Source organism: Curtobacterium sp. MCJR17_055 (assembly GCF_003224335.1).
Classification (GTDB): Bacteria; Actinomycetota; Actinomycetes; order Actinomycetales; family Microbacteriaceae; genus Curtobacterium.
Genome location: NZ_QKLF01000004.1, coordinates 93,884 through 110,671, shown reverse-complemented (window position 1 = coordinate 110,671; position 16,788 = coordinate 93,884). Strand labels below are relative to the sequence as shown.

Annotated in this window: 17 protein-coding genes; 5 read left to right on the top strand and 12 right to left on the bottom strand. The window is 73.1% G+C overall.

The window, feature by feature from the left end; all coding sequences use genetic code 11:
• The first annotated feature begins 92 nt into the window (after positions 1-92).
• A complete protein-coding gene (locus DEJ16_RS10250; protein ID WP_258365920.1) occupies positions 93-1,541 on the top strand; it encodes an APC family permease in 1,449 nt (482 codons plus the stop codon).
• On the top strand, positions 1,538-2,491 hold the full coding sequence (locus tag DEJ16_RS10245) for an acetamidase/formamidase family protein (RefSeq protein ID WP_110824730.1): 954 nt from the start codon (positions 1,538-1,540) through the stop codon (positions 2,489-2,491). Before DEJ16_RS10250 ends, DEJ16_RS10245 begins: the two co-directional genes overlap by 4 nt.
• Before the next feature lie 228 nt (positions 2,492-2,719).
• Here DEJ16_RS10245 and DEJ16_RS10240 read toward each other — a convergent pair whose 3' ends face one another.
• Positions 2,720-3,442 carry a VIT1/CCC1 transporter family protein gene (locus DEJ16_RS10240; protein WP_110824731.1) on the bottom strand — a complete coding sequence of 241 codons (723 nt, stop codon included), beginning with the start codon at positions 3,440-3,442 and terminating at the stop codon, positions 2,720-2,722.
• 164 nt (positions 3,443-3,606) lie between these two features.
• Between DEJ16_RS10240 and DEJ16_RS10235 the strand changes: the two genes are divergently transcribed.
• Entirely contained in the window at positions 3,607-4,398 is a 792-nt protein-coding gene (locus tag DEJ16_RS10235; protein ID WP_110824732.1) for an SGNH/GDSL hydrolase family protein, read from the top strand.
• Between the two features lie 30 nt (positions 4,399-4,428).
• On the opposite strand, the gene DEJ16_RS10230 is transcribed toward DEJ16_RS10235, so the two are convergent.
• From DEJ16_RS10230 to DEJ16_RS10215, 4 genes are all read right to left on the bottom strand, one after another.
• On the bottom strand, positions 4,429-4,926 hold the full coding sequence (locus DEJ16_RS10230) for an N-acetyltransferase (RefSeq protein ID WP_110824733.1): 498 nt from the start codon (positions 4,924-4,926) through the stop codon (positions 4,429-4,431).
• A gap of 68 nt (positions 4,927-4,994) precedes the next feature.
• Complete coding sequence (locus DEJ16_RS10225) at positions 4,995-6,395, bottom strand: LLM class flavin-dependent oxidoreductase (RefSeq protein ID WP_258365919.1); 1,401 nt, start codon at positions 6,393-6,395, stop codon at positions 4,995-4,997.
• A gap of 87 nt (positions 6,396-6,482) precedes the next feature.
• Positions 6,483-6,923 carry a hypothetical protein gene (locus DEJ16_RS10220; RefSeq protein WP_146232862.1) on the bottom strand — a complete coding sequence of 147 codons (441 nt, stop codon included), beginning with the start codon at positions 6,921-6,923 and terminating at the stop codon, positions 6,483-6,485.
• A gap of 88 nt (positions 6,924-7,011) precedes the next feature.
• On the bottom strand, positions 7,012-7,380 hold the full coding sequence (locus DEJ16_RS10215) for a VOC family protein (RefSeq protein WP_110824735.1): 369 nt from the start codon (positions 7,378-7,380) through the stop codon (positions 7,012-7,014).
• A gap of 61 nt (positions 7,381-7,441) precedes the next feature.
• Between DEJ16_RS10215 and DEJ16_RS10210 the strand changes: the two genes are divergently transcribed.
• On the top strand, positions 7,442-7,909 hold the full coding sequence (locus DEJ16_RS10210) for a MarR family winged helix-turn-helix transcriptional regulator (protein WP_110824736.1): 468 nt from the start codon (positions 7,442-7,444) through the stop codon (positions 7,907-7,909).
• A 33-nt stretch (positions 7,910-7,942) separates the two neighbouring features.
• On the opposite strand, the gene DEJ16_RS16055 is transcribed toward DEJ16_RS10210, so the two are convergent.
• From DEJ16_RS16055 to DEJ16_RS10175, 7 genes are all read right to left on the bottom strand, one after another.
• A complete protein-coding gene (locus tag DEJ16_RS16055) occupies positions 7,943-8,641 on the bottom strand; it encodes an alpha/beta fold hydrolase (RefSeq protein ID WP_110824737.1) in 699 nt (232 codons plus the stop codon).
• A 113-nt stretch (positions 8,642-8,754) separates the two neighbouring features.
• Positions 8,755-9,204: a Fe-S cluster assembly sulfur transfer protein SufU gene (sufU, locus tag DEJ16_RS10200; RefSeq protein WP_110824738.1), complete on the bottom strand. Its 450-nt coding sequence runs from the start codon at positions 9,202-9,204 to the stop codon at positions 8,755-8,757.
• A complete protein-coding gene (locus tag DEJ16_RS10195; RefSeq protein ID WP_110824739.1) occupies positions 9,201-10,526 on the bottom strand; it encodes an aminotransferase class V-fold PLP-dependent enzyme in 1,326 nt (441 codons plus the stop codon). The genes sufU and DEJ16_RS10195 overlap by 4 nt, the downstream gene beginning before the upstream one ends.
• Positions 10,527-10,619: 93 nt before the next feature.
• The gene (locus DEJ16_RS10190) at positions 10,620-10,832 is read right to left on the bottom strand and encodes an antitoxin (protein WP_110824740.1); all 213 of its coding nucleotides are present in this window, start codon (positions 10,830-10,832) and stop codon (positions 10,620-10,622) included.
• A gap of 220 nt (positions 10,833-11,052) precedes the next feature.
• On the bottom strand, positions 11,053-12,336 hold the full coding sequence (locus tag DEJ16_RS10185; protein ID WP_110824741.1) for a chloride channel protein: 1,284 nt from the start codon (positions 12,334-12,336) through the stop codon (positions 11,053-11,055).
• Positions 12,337-12,503: 167 nt separating this feature from the next.
• On the bottom strand, positions 12,504-14,696 hold the full coding sequence (locus tag DEJ16_RS10180; protein ID WP_110824742.1) for an alpha-galactosidase: 2,193 nt from the start codon (positions 14,694-14,696) through the stop codon (positions 12,504-12,506).
• Between the two features lie 96 nt (positions 14,697-14,792).
• Complete coding sequence (locus tag DEJ16_RS10175) at positions 14,793-15,776, bottom strand: magnesium and cobalt transport protein CorA (RefSeq protein ID WP_258365918.1); 984 nt, start codon at positions 15,774-15,776, stop codon at positions 14,793-14,795.
• A 73-nt stretch (positions 15,777-15,849) separates the two neighbouring features.
• Here DEJ16_RS10175 and DEJ16_RS10170 point away from each other — a divergent pair, with 73 nt between their 5' ends.
• A complete protein-coding gene (locus DEJ16_RS10170; protein WP_220032688.1) occupies positions 15,850-16,668 on the top strand; it encodes a tryptophan-rich sensory protein in 819 nt (272 codons plus the stop codon).
• The last annotated feature ends 120 nt before the right edge of the window (positions 16,669-16,788 follow it).

Here is a 16,788-nt window from a genome sequence, read left to right as displayed (position 1 = left end):
GCCGGACAGGAGGCCCGTCACCGACCCGTGCCGCGCCTCCCGTCCGGACCCCCACCCCCTGCACCGTCCCTCCTCCCCGAAACGGAACCGACATGTCGCAGCAGCACAGCGAGCTCTCCGCACAGCAACAGCTCGAGGCCTACGGCTACAAGCAGGAGCTCGACCGCTCCGTCTCCACCACCGACCTGCTCGTGTACGGGCTCGTCTTCATGGTGCCGATCGCCCCGTGGGCGATCTTCGGCACCGTCTACAACGCGTCGAGCGGCATGGTGCCGCTCGTCTACATCGTCGGCCTCGTCGCGATGATCTTCACGGCCCTGGCCTACGCGCAGATGGCGAAGTCGATCCCCCTCGCCGGCAGCGTGTTCTCGTACGTCGGCCGCGGCATCCACCCCACCGCCGGCTTCTTCGCCGGCTGGGCGATCCTGCTCGACTACCTGCTCGTCCCGACGCTGCTCTACGTCTTCGCCGCGGAGAGCATGGTCGGCATCTTCCCCGGCACCCCGCGGTGGCTGTGGGCGCTCGTCTTCGTGGCGATCAACACCGTCATCAACCTGGCCGGGGTGTCGTCGCTCAAGCTGGCGAACCGGATCTTCCTGCTCATCGAGCTCGTCTTCGTGGTGGTCTTCGTCGTGATCGCGATCGTCGCCCTGACCGGCGGCACCGTGCCGGGAGCGTCCTTCAGCACCGACCAGGTGTTCGACCCGGCGAAGGTGTCGGCACCGCTGATCGCGTCGGCACTGTCGATCGCGGTCCTGAGCTTCCTCGGCTTCGACGGCATCTCCACCCTGTCGGAGGAGTCGACCGGCCGCCGTGGTGGTGCCGGGCTGGCGATGATCCTGGCGCTCGTCATCGTCGCGTTCCTGTTCGTCGTGCAGACCTGGCTCGCGAGCGCCCTGGCCGCCGGTCGGGACTCGTTCTCGGACAGCGAGGCCGGGAACGCGTTCTTCACCGTCGTCGAGCAGGCCTCGTCGAGCGGGTGGGCGACGGCCTTCTTCGCCGTCAACGTCCTGGCCGTGGGCATCGCGAACGCCATGGCCGCGCAGGCCGCGACGAGCCGCCTGCTCTTCTCGATGAGCCGCGACCGGCAGCTGCCCGCGTTCCTGCACAAGCTCAACGGCCGTCGGGTCCCGCAGAACGCGATCCTGGTCGTCTCGGTGCTCTCCGCGATCCTCGTGCTGTTCTTCGTCGGACAGATCGACACGATCTCGTCACTGGTGAACTTCGGCGCGCTGTTCGGCTTCATGCTCCTGCACGTGTCGGTGTTCGTGCACCACGTCGTGAAGGGGAAGTCGCGCAACTGGCTGCTGCACCTCGTCGTGCCGCTCATCGGGTTCCTCATCATCGGGTACGTGCTGCTCAACGCGGCCGTCGAAGCGAAGGTCGGCGGCGTCATCTGGCTCGTCGTCGGCGCCGGCGTGTTCCTGTACTACCGGGCGACCGGGCGCTCCACCGAGGTCGGTTCGGAGGAGCCGGGCACGCTGGGTGAGGGCGACCGCACCGCCGCCACCACCCTGACGAAGGACGAGGACCACCGATGACCGCGGACCACCACCTCCCGAACACGCTCGGCCGCCCCGGCTACGCGGCCGACCGCGACCCCGTGCTGACCATCGCGCCCGGCACCGGCGAGACGATCGGGTTCGAGACGACCGACGCCGTGTACGCTGAGCTCGACGACCACCACGACATGGCGCAGCTGCAGGCCCCGATCAACCCGGTCACCGGCCCGGTGTACGTCGAGGGTGCGGAGCCGGGCGACACCCTCGCCGTGACGATCCACGACATCGAGCTCACCACCCACGGCTGGTCGGTGTCGCTGCCGGGCTCGGGCGCCCTGCAGCACGTCATGGGCGACCGCGTCTTCACCCGACGCTGCCCGATCGAGGACGGGGTCGTGCACGTCACCGACCGGCACGCGTTCCCGGTCCGCCCGATGATCGGCTGCATCGGCACCGCCCCGGCCGCGGGCGAGAACTCGACGATCATGCCCGCGTACGCCGAGGGCGGGAACATGGACGTCACCGAGGCCCGCCCCGGCTCGACGGTGTACCTGCCGGTCCGGGTGCCCGGCGCCCTGCTGTCGATCGGCGACATCCACGCGATCATGGCCGAGGGCGAGTCCTCCTTCGTCGCCATCGAGGCGCAGGGCACCGCCGTCGTGTCCGTCGACCTCGTCAAGGGCGGACCCGAACTGCGTGCCCCGCGCATCGAGACCGCCGACGAGTGGCTGTTCGTCGGCCTCGGTGAGCCCGTGCAGGAGAGCATCCGCCGCGGGTACGAGGACGCGTACGCGTTCCTGGTCGACGAGCACGGCTGGTCCGGGGACGACGCCTACGCGGTGCTCAGCGCCGTGGGCGACTCGAAGCTCGGTGGGCCGACGGGCTCCGGTGCGCCGGACCGGCTGCACCCGTTCGACGCGGTCGGTGCGGTGACGCTGCACCGGGTGCCGAAGGCGGTGCTGGAGCCGGCCGAGGCGCCGACGCCGTAGCCACCGGCCGCCGCTTGCCGGACGGGAGGCCCGGACCGCGTGACCGACGTCGGTCACGCGGTCCGGGCCTCCCGTCCGTGCGTCCGTGCGGTGCGTGCGTCCTGCTTGCTCGCTTGCGCTCGGGGTTCCGCAACACGCCGCCGTTGGCTCGTCCCGGTTCCGCAATTCACGCATCTCGCGGCGCTAGATGCGTGAATTGCGGAACCGCGGGGACGGGGCCCGGGCGCGTCAGAACGCATGTGCTCCGAGGAGCGTCCCGGCGGCGTAGGTCGCGGCGAGCGCGAGCGCCCCGCCGAACACCACGCGGACGGTGGCGCGGCCGCGGCGAGCACCACCGAGTGCGGCGCCGGTCGTCCCGGTCACGGCGAGTGCGACGAGCACGGCGACCACCGTGACCGCGATCTGGATCGACGTCGGGGCGAGGAGCATCGCGAGGAAGGGCAGCGCCGCGCCCGCGGTGAAGGTCGCGGCCGAGACCCAGGCCGCGCGCCACGGGCTGACGACCTCCTCCTCGGCGTCGCGGAGTGCGGCGGCGGCGCGGCGGTCCCGGACCTCGGGTCGGACGAGTTCGGCGGCGACGGAGGTCGCGACGTCGTCCGTGACCCCGAGCGCGCGGTAGTGGTCGGCGATGGTGACCGCGTCCTCGGACTCGGCCTCGAGCTGGGCCTGGTGGGCGGCCTGGCCGGTGCGCTGGGCGTCGCGGGCTCCGCTCACCGACACGTACTCGCCGAGCGCCATCGACACGGCGCCGCCGACGAGTGCTGCCGTGCCCGCGGCGAGGACGGGGCCGGTCGTGGCACCGGCACCGGCGACCCCGACCAGGACGGCGGCGACGGACACGATGCCGTCGTTCGCGCCGAGGAGACCGGCGCGCAACCAGTTGAGGCGGGCGGCGCTCGTGGCGTCGTCGTGCTCGGTGCCGGGGAGCGCGAGGTCAGCTGCGGTCGACATGGGGAGAGCCAAGCACCTGCGCGGGGATCGCACCAGCAAGGGAAGGCTCCCCTGACCGGGGCGTTCCCCACCGAGGACGACCGGTCCGCACCGGCCGCGCAGCGGGAGGAGCACGATGGACGCGACCGCACGCTCCGCCGCCACCGGCTGTTCAGAGGAGGACCATGTCCACCGTCCCCGCCCGCACCGACCCCGTCCGCTACGTCGCCATCGGCGACAGCTTCTCCGAGGGCGTCGGCGACGACGGGGACGTCCCCTTCCCTGGGTGGGCCGGACGACTGGCCTCCGGGCTCGCCGACCACCTGTCGGGCCCGGTCTCGTACGCGAACCTCGCGATCCGCGGTCGCCTGCTCGCCGGGGTCCTGGACGAGCAGCTCGACGCCGCGCTCGCCCTCGACCCGGCGCCGACGCTCGTCACGTTCTGCGGCGGCGGGAACGACATGCTCCGTCCGGGCTACGACGTGGACGTGCTGCTCGGCCGGCTCGCGACCGCGGCGGACGCGGTCGCCGCCCGCGGGATCCGGTTGGCACTCCTCAGCCCGGCCGACCCGAGCGCCCGACTGCCGCTCGGCAAGCTCATCAACGCCCGCGGGGACGCCTGGGCGGAGGCCCTGACCGGCTTCGCGCGGGAGCGGGGCCTGCCCTACGTCGACGTGTCCCGCGACCCACACCTGCGGCGCGCCGAGTTCTGGTCCGAGGACCGGCTGCACATGAACCCGCTCGGACACCAGCGGGTCGCCGACCTGGCCCTCCACGAGATCGCGGGTGGACCGACCGTGACGGCGCCGGTCGTCCCGGACGCGACGCGCACGTCGGTCACCGAGGAACTCCGGTACTACCGGGACCACGTCGTGCCGTGGGTCCGGCGGCGCGTGACCGGCCGGTCCTCCGGTGACGGGCGGGTCGCGTCCCATGGCGACTGGACCCCCGTGCCGCCGAGCGGCCGACGACGCTGATCCGGGCGGGGTGCGGCCCCGCAGCCGCGGTCAGACCACGAACGTCCGGGTCGGGCGGCCGCTGAGAGCGTGCGGGAACGACTCGCCGACCGGGCGGAACCCGGCGCTGCGGTAGAGGCGCACGGCCGGCGCGTTGTCCTCGAGCGCGTGCAGCATGCAGTGCTCGTACCCGGCGTCCCGGGCAGCGTCGACGGCCGCGACGAGGAGCGCTCGACCGAGCCCGCTCCCCTGCGCGGCCGGGTCGACCGCGAGCAGGCTGAGGTAGGCGGCGTCCGCGGGTCCCACTCCCCCTCCGGTGCCCGGCGCGGTGACGAGTGCGAAGCCGCGGACGCCGTCGTCGGAGTCCCCGGGCGCGACCACGAGGGCGACGCGCTCGGCGGCGAACTTCGCGGCCGCTCGCGCCCGGACCGCCGGGTCCCGGGGACGATCGTCGCGCGCGGCGACGGCGGCGACCCACAGGTCGATGCACGCGGTGTCCGTCCCGGCCTCCGCCGTCGCGACCCGCACGGCTGCAGAGGACTCGATCACCGGACCACCCTACGACCGGGCTCCTGCGTGCGCGGGACGCCAGGGCACGGCGTCACGAGGACCACCCGTCACGCGGTCGCCGGCACCCGTACCCGGAACGACGCTCCGCGGTGTTCGTCCGGCAACCGGTCGCCCCGTCCGAGCAGCTTGTGCCGCAGGGAGCCCTCCTCGTACCCGTCCGGGTAGGCGTTGCGCGCCCGGAGTTCGGGGACGACGAACTCGATGACGTCCTGCCACGTGCCCGGCGTCACCGCGTACGCCAGGTTGAAGCCGTCGACGTCGGTCTGCTCCTGGATGTCGATGAGGCGCTGCGCGATCGTCGCCCCGCTGCCGACCTCGACCGGACCGAGTCCGCCGATCGCAGTCTGCCGGGCGATGTCCCGGACCGTCCACGTCGTCCCGTCCTCACCGGTCGCGGCGGACAGGTTCGCAGCGGCCGACTGGATCGCGTTCGACTCGATGTTGCCGAGCGGCTCGTCCAGGTCGTACTGCGACAGGTCCACCCCCATCCAGCCGGAGTTCAGCACGAGCGCACCCGCCTCGGACGCGTACGACAGGTAGTCGCGGTACTTCGCCTGCGCGGCCTCGTCGGTCTCGTCCGTGATGACGGTGAGCAGCGTGTACACCCTGGCGCCGTACCGGTCGCGACCAGCGGCCTCCAGGGCGTCGCGGATCTTCCCCACCGTCGCGGCGAGCTGCGGCAGGGTCGGCGCCCCGACGAACACGGCCTCGGCGTTCTCGGCGGCGAAGCGGATCCCGCGCGGCGAGGCGCCCGCCTGGTAGATGACGGGCGAGCGCTGCACGGACGGTTCGGACAGGTGGATGCCCGGCACGTCGAAGTGCGCACCGTGGTGCTCGATCGGGTGCACCTTCGCGGGGTCGGTGAAGACACCGGTCTCGCGGTCCTCGACCACGGCGTCGTCCTCCCACGAGCCCTCCCACAGCTTGTAGAGGACCTCGAGGTACTCGTCGGCGACGTCGTAGCGGTCGTCGTGGCTGAGCTGGTCCGTCTGGCCCATGTTGCGGGCGGCGCTCGGCAGGTACCCGGTGACGACGTTCCAGCCGACACGGCCCTTCGTCAGGTGGTCGAGCGTGGACATGCGTCGGGCGAACGGGTACGGGTGCTCGTAGGCGGTGCCCGCGGTGATGCCGAAGCCCAGGTGCTCGGTGACGGCGGCCATCGCGGACACGAGGAGGATCGGGTCGTTCACCGGTACCTGCGACCCGGTGCGGAGCGCGGCCTCGTTCGTCCCGCCGTAGACGTCGTAGGTCCCGAGGACGTCGGCGATGAAGATGCCGTCGAACGCCCCGCCTTCGAGGATCTTCGCCAGGTCCGTCCAGTACGACAGGTCGTTGTAGTGCCGGGATCGGTCGCGCGGGTGGCGCCACAGCCCGGAGGACTGGTGCGCGACGCAGTTCATGTCGAACGCGTTGAAGCGGATCTGCCGGGGCTCGCGGTTCGTGGTCACGACGCGACCGTACGTCGGCCGTCCCCGCCGCGTCACGGAGGATGACGCCGCATGACACGGGCATCCGGGTGCGGGACGTGCCGGTGGTCAGCGGGGCGCCCGGACCGTGACCTCCGCCGTCGACGGGCCGCCGCACTGCTCGGAGCCGCCGTACCGGATCCACCGCGTGCGAACCGTCTCCGTCAGGAGCGGCCGGTCGGCGGCGTCCCGCAGCTCGACGACCGCCCGGTCCGGCGTGCCCATCAGCACGGGGAGCCGCCAGACGGCTCCGGCGGCGGTCGACGTCGGCGACGGGGCCGGCGCGACCTCGAGAGGCAGGACGGGCGGGTCGCTCGGCGCGGGCGGCGTGCATCCGGTCCCGGTGCAGACGGCGACGTCACGGACCGCGTCGACCGGTCCGCTGACCGTGACCACCACGGTGTTCGTCCACCCGATCGCCGGACAGGCCGTGGGCACGATGCCACACGCCGCTGTCGTCAGCACCGACAGCGCAGCCCCGGTCGCTGCCCACACCCGTCGCCCCCGCACGCCCCCATCGTCGGCCCTGAGGAGCGGTGGTGGGGACACGATGTGGTCACGACCACCGGTCGGGGACGACCGGCGGTCCGCGCGACGCTCAGGCGCGGTCGTGGAGGGTGACGTGGTAACCGTCGGGGTCGGCGAAGGTGAACCTCCGGCCGAACGGGCCGTCGATCGGTGCCGCGACGATCCGGTGCCCGTCGGCCTCGAGGGCGTCGTGGACCGCCTGGACGTCGGTCGCGTGCAACCAGAGGGCGACGCCGAGTCCCGGCTGGTCGACCGACGCGAGGTCGGTCCCGGGGAGGACGTCGCGCAGCGCGAACGCGATCGGCGTCGTGGTGAACACGACGGCGTGCGGTGGCCCGGCGGGCGAACGCTCGAGCCCGAGGTACCGCTCGTAGAACGCCTGCGAGGCATCGAGGTCGCGGACCTGCAGGGAGAGGAAGTCGGGGCCGGTGGCGGGCATGGGTGCTCCTTCTGGTCATGTCAGTTGTCTGACACCAAGCAGCGTATGTCAGACTTCTGACATGAGTCAACAGGACGGCGTCGACCTCCCGACCTCGATCGGGTACCTGCTCAAGGAGACCGCGACGGCGCTCCGGACCGCGATGGAGGCCGTGCTCCGCCCGCTCGGCATGACCGTGACGCACTACTCCTGCCTGGAACTCCTGGCGCAGCGTCCGGGGTCGTCGAACTCCGAGCTCGCCCGCGGCACCTTCGTGACCCGGCAGTCGATGAACGTCCTGCTGCAGACCCTCGAGCGCGACGGCGTCGTCGAGCGCCCGCCCGGGGCCCGCTCGGGTCGGGTCATGCCGGCGCAGCTCACCGACCGCGGACGCCGGGACCTCGCCGCCGCGACGGCCGCCGTCCGCTCCGTGGAGGACCGGATGCTCGCCGACCTCGACGAGGACGACCGCGCCGCGGCGAGGTCGCTGCTGCGGCGCATGGTGCGCGCACTGCGCAGCGACGCGGCCGACAGCGCCAGCGCTGGCTGACCGTGACTCGTCGCGGCGCAATCCGGCGCGACGTCACCCGTGATGCGACAGGAAGTCGCGAACGACCCGCGCGGCGTCGGGATGGTCCTGCGGTCGGTGGCCGTGTCCGACGAGGGTGACGTGACGGGCGTCGGCGATCCGGGAGGCGATCGTCTCGTACTCGTCGTTCCATCCTCCTGTGATGACCAGTGTCGGCACGCCGGGACGCTCCGGGGTGTCCAGCGTCCACGGTCCCGGCAGCCGACGTTGCCGCTCCGCCGCGAGGAGTGCATCGGCGTCCCTCGGTGGTGCGGGGCTCCGACCGGTGAGTGCCGCGGTGAACGCGACGGCGAACTGCGCAGGCGGGAGCAGGCTCGCCTGGTCGAGGACCGGCTGCACACGTCGGACGTGCTCCTCGACCGATGCGTGCCCCCGCGCCAGCGCGTAGGCGGCAGGCTCGAACAGCACGAGCACGGTGACGAGGTCCGGACGACGCGCAGCGGCGCGCATGGCGACCGGTCCGCCGAAGGAGTGGGCGACGACCGCACTGCCGGTGCCGCACGCACGGAGGAGCCGCCGCTCCCACCGGTCCTGCTCGAACCGCACCGGTGGACCGGCGTCGTACCCCGGCATCGCCGCGAAGCGGGCGCCGGGCAGTGTCCCCACCGAGGACCAGGCCCGACTCGGACTCCGGTTCGACGCGTGCAGGAACACGAGCTCGCGCGCGGTCCGCTCGTGCCCCTCTTCCACCATGCGGTGCAGGCTACGGGAAGCAGGACGCCGGACGGGAGGCGCGGCACCCGCTGGCACCGCGCCTCCCGTCCGGTGGACCGCCGCCGAGGGCCGCGCCCGCCCTGCGCCCGTCGTCAGCCCGCCGCGACCGCCTGCTGCGCCGCCGCCTCGGCGGCGACCCACGCGAGCATGCCGCACTTGACCCGCATGACGAACTTCGAGACACCCTGGAAGGCGACGAGGTCCTCGAGCACGTCCTCGTCCGGCTCGCCGACGCCCCGGGAGCGCATCATCGTGCGGAACGCCTCGGTCAGGGTCAGGAGTTCCGGGACGGTCCGGCCGACGGCCATGTCGGTGAGGACCGAGGCCGACGCCATCGAGATCGAGCAGCCGTCCCCCTGCCAGGCGACGGCGGCGATCCGGTCGGTCCCGGGCTCGAGTCGGAGCCGCACGGTGATCTCGTCACCGCACGTCGGGTTCCGCTCGAAGTGCTCGGCGTCCGCATCCGGCATCGGACCGTCGCCCCGACGGGCTCTCGCGTGGTCGAGGATCACCTGCTGGTAGAGCCCGTCCAGGCCGGTCACGCGGGCTCCTCCGCACCGAAGTAGCCGCGGATCCCGCCGACCGCGGTCACGAAGCGGTCGACGTCCTCCTCGGTCGTGTACACGTACGTGCTCGCGCGGCTCGTGGCCGTGAGCCCCAGACGACGGTGGAGCGGCTGCGCGCAGTGGTGGCCGGAGCGCACCGCGATGCCCTGCGCGTCGAGGTACTGGGACACGTCGTGCGCGTGCACGCCGTCGACGACGAAGGACGCGAGTCCACTGCGCGGGACACCGGCCGCGGGTCCGACGACGGAGACGCCGGGGACGGTGGCGAGGCCGGTGAGCATCCGCTGCGCCAGGTGCTCCTCGTGCTCCTGCACCCGGTCCATCCCGATGCGCTCGAGGTAGCGGACGGCCTCGGCGAGCGCGACGGCCTGTGAGACCGGCTGCGTGCCGGCCTCGAACCGCTCGGGGGCCGGCATGAAGTCGGTGTGCTCCATCGTCACCGTGGTGATCATCGAGCCGCCGGTGCGGAACGGCGGCAGTGCGTTGAGCAGGTCCTGCCGACCCCAGAGCACGCCGATCCCGTTCGGGCCGAGCATCTTGTGCCCGGAGAACGCGGCGAAGTCGATGTCGAGGGCGCGGACGTCGAGCGGCCGGTGCGGCGCGGACTGGCAGGCGTCGAGCACGACGAGCGCCCCGACGGCGTGGGCCGCCGCCACGAGCTCGGCGACGGGGGCGATCATCCCGGTGACGTTCGACACGTGGGCGAACGCGACGACCCGGGTGTGTTCGGTGACGAGCGCGACGGCGTCCTCGGCGCTCCAGCACCCGGTGTCGTCGACCGGCACCCAGCGCAGCGTCGCACCGGTGGCGGCGGCGAGCTCCTGCCAGGGCACGAGGTTCGCGTGGTGCTCGGCCTCGGTGACCAGGACCTCGTCCCCGGGGCCGATGCGGAAGCGGTCGGCCTCGGCACCGCCGCGGCCGGCGCTGGCGTTGCGGATGCCGTAGGCGACGAGGTTGAGCGCGTCGGTGGCGTTGGCCGTCCAGACGACCTCGGACGGGCTCGCGGCTCCGATGAAGCGCGCGACGGTCGCACGGGCGTCCTCGTAGGCGTCGGTGCTCAGCGCGGCGAGGGTGTGGGCACCGCGGTGCACGGCCGCGTTGTCCTGCTCGAGGAAGCACCGTTCGGCGTCGAGGACCTGCACGGGCCGCTCGGCCGTCGCGCCGGAGTCGAGGTAGGCCAGCGGCTGCCCGTTCACCTCCTGCTGGAGGATCGGGAAGTCCGCCCGGATGCGGAGGACCTCGTCCTCGGTGAGCGGTGCGACGAAGTCGTCCGTCGGCGTTGGTGCAACGATCGTCACGGTGCTGGCCCTCCTGTACGTCTCCGGGAGACAACCCGTCAATGGTGGTCGTTCTTCCCGGCAGCGTCCAGTCGGGCCGGCACCGCGCGGGCGCTACTCGTTCCCGACGCGCTTGTCGGCCTGCTCGCGGGCGGCGTCGATCTTGTCGTCGTACTTGCCGCCGGTGGCCTTCTTCACGGCGTCGGCGACCCCTTCGAACACCTTGTCGCTGACGCCCTCGGCCTTCTCGCTCTTCAGCGCGTCCTGCACCTTGCCGTTCTGCAGCAGCGCCTGGGCCTTCTTCGTGATGTCGTCGAACCCTGCCATGACCTGCTCCTCGTCGATCGGGCGGAACCTCGTGCCCCGCGTCCTGGCGCCGATGCTAACCAGCGTGCGGCCACCTGGTCCGGGCCGTCCACCGGATGCCCAGCACCGGACCGGTCGACGGTGCCGCGGGGCGGCGCGGCGCGGCGCGGCTCGGCGCGGCTCGGCGCGGCTCGCCGCGGCGCGGCGCGGCGCGGCTCGGCTCGGCTCGGCTCGGCTCGGCTCAGGCCATCTGCGCACTGCGCCGACGGGCCAGGACGTAGCCGACGGCGACGGCTCCGCTCACCGCCAGCAGCGAGGGGATGAGGATGTCGGTGCCCTCCTGCGTGAACTCGACGACGAGCACGAGGGCCGTGAACGGCGCGCGCATGGTCGTGGCCAGGAACGCGGCCGCGCCGACGAACGCGAAGGCCGCCAGGCTGCCGCCGTCGGTCGGCCAGAGCAGCATCCAGGCGGCCCCGAGGAAGCCGCCGAGCGCCGACCCGACCGCGATCGAGGGGGTCAGCGTGCCGCCCACGGCGCCGGCACCGATCGTCGCCGCGGTCGTCACGGTCTTCAGCAGTCCGAGGACGAGGAGCGCGAGCAGGGGCGCCATGCCGAGCAGCGTCGGCCCGTCGAGGTCGGCGTTCATCGCGGCGAGTCCGAGCGCCCGGCCGTTCCCCATCACCTCCGGGAAGGGGATCGCGACGAGGCCGACGAGTGCGAACACGACCGGCAGCACGACGAGCAGCTTCCACCCGGTCGGGGCGATCGCCTGCAGCCGGTTGGTGGCCCGCACGAACCCGACCCCGGCGAGCCCGAGCAGCGGCCCGACGACGACCGCCCAGACGAGCAGCGAGGGCGAGAGGTGCATCGCGGGCACGTGGTACAGCACCTCGTCCGGGATCACGAGCCGGGCGACGAACGCGGCGACGGCACTCGTGACGAACGCGGGCAGGGCCGTCGCCAGGGTGAGCTCGCCGAGCAGCACCTCGACCGCGAACAGCGCACCCCCGAGCGGTACGTCGTAGACCGCTGCGAGCCCGGCGGCAGCACCACAGGCCACCAGGACCTTCGTCTCGCGCGGCGTCAACCCGGCCCGGACGGTGAGCAGCTGCGCGGCCCACGCACCGAGTTCGCGCGGTGCGACCTCCTTGCCGATCGAGGCGCCGAGACCCACCGCGAGGATCTGCACGCCCGCGTTGCCGACGGTCACCAGGGAGGGCATCCGCCTGCCCGCGACGGCGGCCTGGACACCGACGACCGGACGCCCCCACCGCCGGATCGCCCACCACGCGACGGCCGTCAGGACGCCGGCGGCCAGGACCGCGAGGAACCGGTTCAGCGCCGACGGTGCGTCCGCCGCCTCACGGTGCCCGCCGAAGGCGTAGCCGAAGGCGACGAACTGGATGAGTTGGAGCGCGAGCCACACGGCGATCCCGGCGGCCCCGCCGGCGACGCCGACGAGCCCCGTGACCACGGCCAGCTTGAGCGCCCAGGCCGGAGCGGCGAGACCGTTGTGTGGCATGTCGGCAAGCGTAGCGGTCGCGCGTCGGCGTGCGTCGCGCGCGTCGACGCGCTCGTTCGACGGTTCTTCGCGCTCGTCAGTGGGTTGGCCGGGAGGCCCGTCCCGCCGTCCCGGCTCCGGCACCGGTCCGGAGGCGGTGATCCGGGCCTCCCGACCGGGCTCCGACGTCAGACCGCGGCGACGCGGTAGGGCACGACGGTCTCCGGGTACGTCATCGGCGCCTGGACGCCGACGACCTCGAGCACCCGGCCGGAGAACACCCGGTCGCCGGACTCCCACGGCGCGGGCTCGAGGCCCGGCACGTCCCCGATGACGACCGGGTCCACGCGGTACCGGGTCTCCGGGTCGAGGCCGCGCAGCGTGATCCGGCCGCGCGGGCTGACCTCGGAGCGGCCGACCACGGCGAGGAAGAACAGCGCCTCCCGCCGGTCCGGAGCCACCGCGCCGTAGACCAGCTGCGTCTCGTCGGCCTGGTCGACACGCACCAGGTCCCCGTGGTGCAGGAGCTCCCGGCACTGCCGGTAGGTCGCGACCCACTCGGTGAGCTCGCGCTCCTCGGCCTCGGTCGCGGTCGCCAGGTCCCACTCGATGCCGAGGTGCCCGTAGAGCGCGGTACCGGCCCGGAAGGCCAGGGTGTGGCGGCGCCCGGTCGTGTGGTTCGTGCCGCTCGCGATGTGCGACCCGAGCATCTCGGGCGGCAGGAGCTGCATGGTCCAGCGGTTCATCTGCTGCCGCTCGAGCGGGTCGATGCAGTCCGAGGTCCAGACGCGGTCGGTGTGCTCGATGACGCCGAGGTCGACCCGGCTACCGCCCGACGAGCACGACTCGATCTCGAGCCCCGGGAACCGGTCCTTGAGCGCCGCCATCAAGCGGTACGCGGCCAGGGTCTGCTCGTGCACGGCAGCACCGGCGCCCCGGGTGCCTGCCTCGATCAGGTCGCGGTTGTGGTCCCACTTGACGTAGTCGACACCGACCTCGCCGATCACGGCGGTCAGCCGTCCGAGGACGTGCTCGTACGCCTCCGGGATCGCCAAGTCGAGCACCTGCTGGTTCCGGGCGCGGACCGGGAGTCGGCCGTCCGCCTGCATGATCCACTCCGGGTGCTCCCGGGCCAGGTCGCTGTCCTCGTTCACCATCTCCGGCTCGAACCACAGCCCGAACTCCATGCCGAGGGCGCGGACGTGGTCGACCAGCGGGGCGAGCCCGTCGGGCCAGACGTCCTCGTCGACGTACCAGTCGCCCAGCCCGGCACGGTCGTCGCGACGGCCGCGGAACCACCCGTCGTCGAGGACGAACCGCTCGACGCCGATCCGGGCGGCCCGGTCCGCCAGGTCCGTCAGGCGGGTGAGGTCGTGGTCGAAGTAGACGGCCTCCCAGACGTTGATCGTCGTCGGCCGCGGCCGGGTGGGGTGCTGCGGGCGCCGTCGGAGCCAGTCGTGGAACCGGTGGGCCTGGTCGTCGAGGCCGTCCCCGTAGGCGCCGTACACCCACGGGCCGGCGTAGGTCGCTCCCTGGTCGAGCCGGACCTCGCCGGGCAGCAGGAGCTCCCCACCGCCGACCACCTGTCGGCCGTCGTTGCCGCGCTCGGCGTGGTGCCGGTGGTTCCCGCTCCAACCGACGTGCACGCCCCAGACCTCGCCGCTCGCGAAGCCGAAGCCGGGGGTTCCGACGCTCAGGACCGTGGCGGCGTCGGGGCCCGTCCGACCACGACGGCCCTCGCGCTGGTGCGTGCCGACGACGAGTTCGTGCCGCTGCGGGGTGCGCTCCTTGCCCCAGCGTCCGGCGAAGTCGAGGACCTCGCGAGCACGACCCGGGACCGGGAGCGCGACGGTGACGTCGTCGACGGTGTACGTACCGGGGGCCGTGTTCGTGACCGCGGCGCGGAGTCGGACCAGGCCGGAGGACAGGAGCTCGATCTCGATGCGGATGGACAGGCCGGCGACGCGGTCCTCGGCGTCGGCGACGAGGCGTCGGCCGGGGGTGATGTCGGTGCCGGGGGCGCTGGTCCGGCCGGGGTCGCTCGCGGCGGTGCCGTCCGTCGGCAGGTCGCTGACGTCGACGGCGGTGAGCGTGAACGCCGGCGACCAGTCGCGGCCGTCCCGGTGCCCGACGAGCCCCGGGCGCCCCGTCCACCCCGTGTGCGCTTCCGGCAGGACGCTGAGGCGCACGGGGACGTCGGGTGTGCTCGGTTGCAGCGGGAGGACGTCCGCGGCCGCGAGCGCGGACAGCTCGGCGTCGGACAGGTCCCCGAGGGCGGCGCCCCAGTGCACGACGGCGGGGAGCTGGCCGTCCGAGCAGTCGAGCACGAGGGACACACCCCCGGCGCTCAGGTGGACGGGGACGGTGGGGAGCGACGACATCGGTTCTCCTCGGAGCGGGCGGGCAGGCAGGCGGGCAAGCGGGCGGGCGCGTGGCCGGGCGGGCGCGCGGCCAGGCGTGTGTTCGGGCGGGTGGCCTCAGAACCAGCGCTTGACCTTGAACACCGCGTAGAGGACCGCGGCGAACAGGACCATCAGCACGATCGACAGCGGGTACCCCCACGTCCAGGACAGCTCCGGCATGTGCTCGAAGTTCATCCCGTAGACCGCGGCGATGAGCGTCGGGGCGAACAGGATCGCCGCCCAGCCGGAGATCCGCTTCGTGTCGTCGTTCTGCTTCTGCGCCGCCAGGGTCGAGTCGACCGTCAGCGCGTTCTGCAGGAGCTGCCGGAAGGTGTCCAGCCGCTCCACGACCCGGATGACGTGGTCCAGGACGTCCCGGAACCGGCGCTGGAGCTCGACGGGCAGGTGGTACTTCTCGGCGCCGCGGTGCAGGTCCTCGATCATCCGGATGAGCGGGCGGGCGGCACGCTGGAAGTCGACGACCTCGCCGAAGAGCTCGTAGACGCGGCGGGAGACGCCGGCCTCGCCCGAGAAGAGCTGCCCCTCGATCTGGTTGATGTCCTCCTCGAGCCCGTCGATGACCGGCCGGTAGTCGTCGACGATCGAGTCCATCAGGGCCCAGAGCTGCGCCTGGGGCCCTGCGGTGACGAGCCCGGGCTTGCCGCTCATCCGCTGCAGGGCGCGCGGGACCGCTCGTCCGCCCCGCGGGTCTGCCTGCACCACCGCGAGGAAGAAGTCCTCGCCGACGAAGGCGTGGACCTCGCCGAACTCGACCTCCTCGGCCGCGTCCCGGTACACCGCGGGCTTGAGCACCGCGAAGAGCGTCGAGCCGTACCGTTCGAGCTTCGGTCGCTGGTGCCCTTCGGCGGAGTCCTCCACCGCGAGCTCGTGCAGGCCGAGGGCGACCGCGACGTCACCGAGCTCCTCGGCGTCCGGCCGGTCGAGCACGATGCAGGCCGAGGCACCGTGCTCCGCGATCATCGTGAAGCTCTCGTCGAGCGAGGGACTCGTCGTCGGGGCGATCCGGTCCACGTACACGGTGTTCAGCTCGACGGTCACGGCACCACCGTACGCACCCTGGGCAGCGGCTGCGTGATCGCGGACGGGGCGGCGTAGCGTCCTGGTCATCAGCATGCTGACGAAGGGGAGCACGATGCGCTGGATGCGGAAGGTCATGATCGCCGTGAGCACGGTGGTCGCCGTGGTGGGTTCGTTCATCGGGTCCGGGGCCGCGGGCGGCACCCCGATCGCCGAGGCGGCCGACGGCGCGCTCTCGGCATCGTCCGCGGCGATCGCCCCCGGTGGGCCCGCGTTCGGCATCTGGAGCGTCATCTACGTCGGGCTCGTCGCCTTCGCCGTGTGGCAGTTCCTCCCGCGTCGGGACGACCAGGCCCGGCACGACCGCCTCGCCGTGCCCGCGACCCTGTCCCTGCTCCTCAACGCGGCGTGGATCCTGTCCGTGCAGTTCGGCTTCCTCTGGCTGAGCGAGCCGATCATCGTCGCCCTGCTCGGCGTCCTGGCGTGGGCGTTCGTGGTGCTCCGGCGCACCAGGCCGTCCGGCCGTGTCGAGGCGGTCGTCACGGACGGCACGTTCGGGCTGTACCTCGGATGGGTCTGCGTGGCGACGGCGGCCAACACGGCCGCGGTCCTGACGGCTGCGGGGTTCCGGGGCTTCGGCCTCGGCCAGGACGTGTGGGGTGTGGCGGTCGCAGCGGTCGCCGGCCTCGTCGGCGTCCTCGTCGGGGTGACCGGCCGTGGTCGCATCGCCCCGGCCCTGTCGCTCGGCTGGGGGCTCGCGTGGGTCGCGGTCGCGCGGCTCGACGGGCCGCTCGTCTCGGTGCCCACCGCCCTCACCGCGCTGGTCGCCGTCGCCGCGGTGCTCGTGGTGACGGTCGTCGCGCGGGCCCGTGCAGGCTGGACCGCAGGGTCGGCCGCGCCCCGCACCGCCTGAGCGCGCTGGCGCAGCGCCGGACTGCTGCGCGGAACCGACAGATCGACGCGGACCTTCCGCATCGATCTGTCGGTTCCGCGTCCATGACCGGCCGGGTCGGGCCGGGGCGGGTCGGGCCGG